This window comes from Lentzea sp. NPDC060358, from assembly GCF_042725365.1.
Lineage (GTDB): Bacteria > Actinomycetota > Actinomycetes > Mycobacteriales > Pseudonocardiaceae > Lentzea.
On record NZ_JBHXCW010000381.1, the window covers coordinates 1 to 4,769 of the forward strand.

The following is a 4,769-nucleotide window of genomic DNA, read 5'->3' on the forward strand; positions in this document are numbered from 1 at the left end:
CCGCCGCGCGCTCGGCCTCGATCGTCGAGGCCGCCCAGGCGCTCGCGGCGTCGGTCGGCGGTGTCGTCGAGGTCGACGGGCTGCTGGACGAGGTGACGAACCTGGTCGAGTGGCCCACGCCGATCCTCGGGTCGTTCGAGGAGCGGTACCTGGAGCTGCCGGCGCAGATCCTCACCACCGTGATGCGCAAGCACCAGCGGTACCTGCCGGTGCGCTCCGCCGACGGCGCGCTGCTGCCGCACTTCGTGGCCGTGGCCAACGGGTCGGTCGACGCGGACCTGGTCCGCGCGGGCAACGAGGCCGTGCTGCGGGCGCGGTACGAGGACGCGGCGTTCTTCTGGCGCGCCGACCTCAAGACGCCGCTGGAGGAGATGAAGGCGGGGCTCGCGAAGCTGACGTTCGCGGACAAGCTCGGCTCGATGGCCGACCGCGCCGGGCGCATCGCCTCGCTGGCGGGCCGGTTCGCGGGCGTCGTCGACGTCGACCGCGAGACGCTGGACCGCGCCGGGGCCCTCGCGAAGTTCGACCTCGGCTCGCAGATGGTGATCGAGCTGTCGTCGCTGGCCGGCGTGATGGCGCGGGAGTACGCGGTGCGGTCGGGGGAGACCCCGGAGGTCGCGCAGGCGTTGTGGGAGATGGAACTCCCGCGGTCGGCCGGCGACGCGCTGCCGTCGTCGACGCCGGGCGCCCTGCTGTCGCTGGCGGACCGCTTCGACCTGCTGGCAGGGTTGTTCGGCATCGGCGCGCAGCCGACCGGCTCCTCCGACCCGTTCGGCCTGCGCCGCGCGGCTCTGGGCGCGGTGACGGTGCTGCGGGCGTTCCCGGACCTCCGTGCCATCACGCTGCCGGTGGCGCTTTCCCTTGCGGCGGAGGGGCTCGAGGTGTCCGCGGAGGCGCTGGAGACGGCGCGGGAGTTCGCGGTGCGGCGGTACGAGCAGGCGCTGCTCGACGCCGGGCACGAGCACCGGTTCGTGCAGGCGGTGCTGCCGCTCGCCGACTCGCCGGTACTCGCCGACGAGACCCTGGCGCAGCTGGAAACGCTGGCGGGCAACGAGTCCTTCGACGCGCTGGCCGCGGCGTTGCAGCGGGTGCGGCGGATCGTCCCCGCGTCCGTCGAGGCTTCGTACGACGCCCCGGTGTTGTCCGAGCCCGCGGAAGTGGCGCTGCACAAGGCTTTCGACGGTGTGCCGCGTGACGTCGCCGGGCTGGCGGCCTTCGTCGCCGCCGCGGAGGGCCTCACCGGGCCGATCAACACGTTCTTCGACGAGGTGCTGGTGATGGCCGAGGACGAGGACGTGAAGGCGGCACGGCTCGGGCTGCTGGCGTCGATCCGGGACTTCGCGGCGCCGGTGCTCGACTGGACGCAGCTGTAGGGAACGAGGAAGAGGAGGGCGTCCCCTGCAAGGGCGCCCTCCTCTTCGCCTTCCGGCGCTACGAGGTCACTTGATCTCGAAGCTGTCGCCGTAGACCTTCCACCTCAGCGGCGTCTTCAGGTCGAGGTTGCCCGCCTTGAGCCACACGCGCTGCGCCGTCTCGATGCGGGAGACGTCCTCGTGGGCCGCCTCCTGCTTCATGGCCCACACGCGGGCGTCCATGAAGGCGTTGAGCCACGTGGTCTCGTCGCCGCCCTGCGACGGCGGCTTCGCCTTGCCGAGCGCGCGCTTGCGGATGTTGCCGAAGCTCGTCCTGTCGCCGCCGTCGCCGTGCACGACGATCGCGTCGTAGTAGGCGAACTGGCCCAGGGCCCGCACGCCGTCGGCCTTGCCCTGCGCCACCGCGGGGGTGAAGTAGACGCGGTCGCGTTCGGACTCCTGCGCCGCCTTGAAGACGGAGTCCTGGGCCGCGGTCTTCCAGTCCCTGGTGTAGTTGGGGTCGAGGCCCGCGTGCGAGTCGGTGCCGTCGACGTCGCGCAGTGCGGGCAGGTACTTCTCCAGCACGTTGCCGGGCTTGCGCGACCTGTACAGCTCGACGAGGTCGAGCATGTCGCCGGTGCCGCTGCAGAAACCGATGATGCCCGCGGTGTAGCCGCGGCCGTCGTCGATGTCCTCGATGTAGCCGAACTGGGCCTTCCAGTCCGTGGACGAGTTCTCCGCACTGGACACGATGCGCATCGCGATGTCCTTGAGCTGCGGGTCGTCGAGGTCGGCCGCCGAGGCGGTCCCGACCGTGGTGGTGATGAGCGCGGCGCACGTCAGGAGTGCGGCCGCGATGCGACCGGTGAGTTTCACGAGTTTTTCCTCCGGGGCAGGGATGGTGGGTCCCGGGCGGCGTGCGACCACGGTAAGGGGTCCGGACCTTTATTGGCAAGAGTCTTTACTAATTCGCGAAACGGACATAAGGCGAACACAGCGCAATGCGCCGGAAACGCCTGCGGGGCAGGAGTTTCCGGCGCACGCGGTGCCGTGGTGCGATCAGCTGGTCTCAGCCGCGCACTTCGTGTCGTTCGGACGCCGGCCGCCGAGCAGGTACTCGGTGACCTTGTCGTCGGCGCACTTGTTCTTGGCGATCACGTAGGAGCCGTGGCCGCCGTGGTCGACGGTGATCATCGCGGCCCTGTCGCCGAACGCCCGGCGCGTCGTCAGGGCGCCGGCGAGCGGCGTCGCGGGGTCGCGTTCGTTCTGCACCAGCAGCACGTTGCGCGGGCCCTTGCCGGACGGCAGGACCTGCTTCTCCACCGGCTTCGGCCAGAACGCGCACGGCTGGATGTTCGCCGCCGCCGCGCCGAACATCGGGTGGCGGACGCGGTCGACCGCCACGTTGCGCTCGTACGTGCCGACCGACTTCGGCCAGGCCGAGTCACCGCAGATCACGTTCAGGCGGCCCGCCAGCAGGGCCTGGACGCGCGGGACCTCCGGGTACTCCTGCGGCGGCTGCGGCTGGCCGGTGTCCAGGGCCTTCCACGACGCGGCGAGCTTGGTGAAGGCCACGTCGTCGGTGCGGTAGAGGCCGCTGAAGTTCAGGAAGCGGAACAGCCTGCCGTCGATGCCCTCGACGGACGGCTTCTCGTCGAGCCGGACGGCCAGGTCGAAGAACTTGGCGCGCACCTGCTGCGGCGTCGTGCCGAGGCCGTACTCGGGGTGCGCCGCCGCCCACTTCGCGAAGTCCGGGAACGTGTCCTCGACACCGCGGCCCATCAGCCGGCCGCCCTCGACGTCCCAGCCGGTCTTCGGCAGGTTGCTGTCGATCACGACGCGGTCGGAGGTCTTCGGGAACAGCGTGGCGTACACCGAACCCAGGTACGAGCCGTACGAGTACCCGAGGAACGACGCCTTCTTCTCGCCCAGCGCACCGCGGACGGTGTCCAGGTCACGCGCGATGTTCGCGGTCGTGTTGTACGGCAGCGCCTCGGCCGACGACGACCTGAGGCACTGCTCGGCGATCTTCTTCACCTCGTCGGCGCGCTGGCGCACCTCGGCGGAGTTGTTGGCGTACGGCGGAACGCTGCCGTCCGCCATCTGCTCGTCGGTCATGTCGCACGTCGACGGCGAGCTGTAGCCGAGGCCGCGCGGGTCCATGCCGATGACGTCGTAGGCGTCCTGCACGCTCTGGGGCAGTCCGAGTGCCTTGAGCACGAACGGGAACGTGAGGCCCTCGGCCGGTCCGCCGGGGTTGGTCAGCAGGATCCCCTTGCGCTTGCTCGGGTTCTTGCTGGCCAGCCGCGAGATCATCACCTCGGTCTTGCGGCCCTCGGGCGAGCGGTAGTCGAGCGGCACGCTGAGCGTCCCGCACTCCAGCCCCTCCAGCGCGACGTCAGCGGGACAGGCGACCCACTTCACCTCGGCCTTCGGGGTGGTGGCGGAGGAGACCCCCGGCACCGCCACCAGTGCTGCGGCAGCGGTCACGACCGCGGCCAGCGCCAACGATTTTCGCATGTGCAAATACCTCCCCGACGACGCACCCTCGCGGTGCGCCAGAACTGTGGAACGTCAGCCGTTCATGCGGACGAGAACGTCCAGCTGGGCCTTGTTGTAGAGCTCGGCGATCGTCTTGACGATCGTCTGCGCCACGAACTTGGCGCTGTGCGGCGAAGCACCCGGCACGCGCGTCGGATCCGGGAACGCGGCTTGCATCTCCCGCACCAGGGGGTCGACGCGCATGCGGTCGGCCAGGTCCTGGCGGGTCTCCTCGTCCGCGTCCTCCGGCAGCTCGTCGAACTCCACCAGCACGGGCACCCTCGCGTACGTCTTGAGCGTCTCGGCGTACGACGACAGCGCGTCCGGTGTGAGCAGCTGGGCCATCACGACGGTGAACGCGCGGTCCTGCGGTGACAGGTCCGTGTGCGCGAGCGTCGCCGCGATCTCCGGCGGCAGGTCGGTCGGCGCCTCCTGCCGCAGGATCACCGCGATCTCGCCGCGCACCCGCTGCAGCCGTTCGACCGTCGCGGCCAGCTCGGCGTCGAGCTCGCGCAACGCCTCACCGGGGTGCTCGTCCCCGTCCCCGAGGCCGGCGATCTGCGTGAGCGACAACCCGAGGTCGGTGAGGCGCTTGACCCGCAGCACCCGCACCAGGTGGGTCACGCCGTAGCTCTTGTAGCCGTTCGCCTTCCGCCCGGGCTCCGGCAGCAGTCCCACCTCGTGGTAGTGCCGGATCGTGCGCAACGTCGTACCGGCGAGCTCGGCCAGCTGACTGGTGCTCCACCCCACGACGTCCCCTTCCGCTCGGTCTGACACGACTCAGTGGAAACCATGCCGCTGCGGCACGGTCAAGGCGGCCGGGAAGGTTCAGACGAAGGTCGGCGGCACGATCTACTTTCGTCGCAAACAAAAGGC

4 protein-coding genes are annotated in these 4,769 nt (G+C 70.4%); 1 reads left to right on the top strand and 3 read right to left on the bottom strand.

Annotation, left to right across the window (positions count from 1 at the left end):
• Positions 1-1,373 (top strand): glycine--tRNA ligase subunit beta (gene glyS, locus ACFWGZ_RS39505; protein WP_382456714.1); only part of this gene is annotated, 1,373 nt, incomplete at its 5' end.
• Positions 1,374-1,439: 66 nt separating this feature from the next.
• On the opposite strand, the gene ACFWGZ_RS39510 is transcribed toward glyS, so the two are convergent.
• The 3 genes from ACFWGZ_RS39510 to ACFWGZ_RS39520 form a co-directional block, all read right to left on the bottom strand.
• The gene (locus tag ACFWGZ_RS39510) at positions 1,440-2,228 is read right to left on the bottom strand and encodes a chitosanase (RefSeq protein WP_382456715.1); all 789 of its coding nucleotides are present in this window, start codon (positions 2,226-2,228) and stop codon (positions 1,440-1,442) included.
• 183 nt (positions 2,229-2,411) lie between these two features.
• Positions 2,412-3,872, bottom strand: a complete 1,461-nt coding sequence (locus ACFWGZ_RS39515) for an alpha/beta hydrolase (protein WP_382456716.1) — start codon at positions 3,870-3,872, stop codon at positions 2,412-2,414.
• A gap of 54 nt (positions 3,873-3,926) precedes the next feature.
• Complete coding sequence (locus tag ACFWGZ_RS39520) at positions 3,927-4,643, bottom strand: MerR family transcriptional regulator (RefSeq protein WP_382456717.1); 717 nt, start codon at positions 4,641-4,643, stop codon at positions 3,927-3,929.
• Between the last annotated feature and the right edge of the window lie 126 nt (positions 4,644-4,769).